The 2,291-nt window shown below is 66.0% G+C and carries 1 protein-coding gene and 1 pseudogene; both read left to right on the top strand.

The annotated features are described in order from the left end of the window. Positions 1 to 145: 145 nt before the first annotated feature. A pseudogene (locus ASJ79_RS22860) lies at positions 146 to 805 on the top strand (DDE-type integrase/transposase/recombinase); the annotation flags it as partial. 521 nt (positions 806 to 1,326) lie between these two features. After that, a partial coding sequence (locus ASJ79_RS22855; RefSeq protein WP_197420338.1) for a TIGR04222 domain-containing membrane protein occupies positions 1,327 to 2,291 on the top strand: 965 nt, incomplete at its 3' end.

Genomic DNA, 2,291 nt, shown 5'->3' with positions numbered 1-2,291 from the left:
AAGGCACGATGGGCAGTGAGGTGGAAGCCCGCATTGAACGCGTTCGCGATCACCTTCAACGGCCGGATCACTCCGACTGGCAACTAACCGATGCCAAGTCAGATCCACCGTTTATCTGACAGTCCCCGGTATGAGACCGAGGGCCCCGAGGTCGCATCGGCCGGTGTGGTGTCCGCACCAGGTGTCTGCGGAGGTGGAGGCCCGGTTGTTGGAGCTGCGTCGAACGTCCGTATCGGGGGCCGCGGCGGTTGGTGTTCGAACTGGCCAAGCGGGGTGTGGTTCCGGTGCCGTCGGAGTCGGCGGCGTATCGGGCGCTGGTGCGAGCGCAGATGATTGATCCGAATCTGCGGGATCGGCGGTCGAGGAAGTGGAAGCGGTGGGAACGCGCGACGGCGATGGAGTTGTGGCAGATGGATGTCGCGGGTGGGTTCCCGCTGGCAGAAGGGACGTCGGCGAAGGTGCTGACCGGGGTCGATCATCATTCCCGGATGTGTATGTGCGCCACGGTGATGACCCGGGAACGGACCCGCGCGGTGTGTGACGGCCTACGCGGGGCCCTGGACCGGTAGGGGTGCCGGCGCAGATCCTGACCGATAACGGCAGGGTCTTCTCCGGTCGGTTCAATCATCCGCCGGTGGAGGTGCTCTTTGATGCGATCTGCCGCGAGCACGGGATCGAGCATCTTCTGACTCAGCCGCGCAGCCCTACTACTGCGGGCAAGATCGAGCGGTTTCATCGGAGCCTGCGGGCCGAATTCCTCTCGGGTCGAGCGCCTTTCGCGGGCGTGAGGTCGGCGCAACGGTCCACCGCGATTGCGGCCGGCCTGACACGATAACGATATCGACAGCAGCGTCGGCAGCCACGATGCCGGCGCCGGAGAGATTGCGTGCCGAGCGGATCGGGTCAGCCGCACAACGTCGATAGTTCGTTTGAAGGCCCCCTTCGCCGTCGGGCGGAGCCACACACCCGGGTTTCCCGCGCCACTTTCTCCATGCTGATGAGTACGCCGCGGCCGCAAGGCGTCGCCTCACAGCGCCGGACACCTTGCGGCGGAACGTGATCGGCCCCCGCAGCCCTGCCCGATACCGGAAAGCCTGTGGATCTCCGCCGCTCACCGTCACGGCGGGCACGAATATCAGCAGGAGAACGCTAAGAAACATCTGAGTGTTTCGCTGATCCTTATGCCGCACACAGCATGTGGAGCAGATCTTAACCTTCGCTCACAAAGCCGGGTGCTAGACAGGGGGACCCGACAAATCAAGATCGTCAACGATGACGTCCGAAGCCTGGGGCCGGTCACCCGACCCGAATGTGAGAGGTGAAACGATGTCGCTTGAAAGGATTTTGGACTTCTACCTCAGCTCGCTCAGCGGCTGGATGTACGGAATTCTGGCCGCCCTGGTCGCAACCACCGCCTTCGCGGTCGTCTGGCGATTTCTCACCCCTGCACGGCGGCCCGCGGTGACCGACGGGATCACTGCCACCGAACTGGCCTACCTGCGATCCGATGCCGCACCCGTGGTCACGGCGCTGGCGGGGTTGCGTGCCAGCGGCCGAATCAAGGCCGACGGCCGGGTAGACCACTCCGTGCCGGCCGGCCCGGAGTCGGACTGGTTCACCGAACGGGTGCTGAGTCGCGTCGCCGGCGACCAGCACCACACCGTGCGGACGCTGATCGACGCGTGCCGCGGCGATCTTCCCGTTCTGGAGAAACGGCTGTGTGAACGCGGCTTGATGCGGTCGGCGGCCGAACGCACCCGGATCCGCTGGGGCGCGGTTCCCGCGCTGGTGACCGTTGCGGTCGGAGCCGCGTGCTGCGTGTACACCATCACGCAGAACCCGGCACGTTCCAACATCGGGGCCATCCTGCTGGTCGGGGTTGTTCTCGGTCCTTACGCCGCCGCGGTGCTTCCCAGCTTGTTCAGCGTGGATCGGCGGACCAGGGCGGGCCGCCGGTTTCTCAATGCGCAGCAGCGCCACCAGAAGTATCTGAAGCCGTCCCGGCGACCCGCCTTCGCCACTTATGGACCGGCCGCGGTGGCCATGTCCACCGCGATGTTCGGCACCGGCGCGCTGTGGGCGGTGGACCCCGGCTACGCAGATTCGGTGGGGCTCAACGGAGATGCCGATGGCAGTGGTGGCGACGGCGCGTCCTGCGGCGGCTGCGGAGGCGGCGGAGGCGGCGTAAGGACCGAGAACAACCCCGACCAGCAGGATGGCCCCGATGTTGGAACGTGCCGGGTTCTGCGTGATGGTGTACACGCAGCACGCGGCTCCGACCGCAACGGTCA

Origin of the sequence: Mycobacterium sp. NAZ190054, assembly GCF_001545925.1 — a bacterium.
Taxonomy (GTDB): Bacteria; Actinomycetota; Actinomycetes; order Mycobacteriales; family Mycobacteriaceae; genus Mycobacterium.
This window is presented reverse-complemented; position numbering and strand designations above follow the sequence as displayed.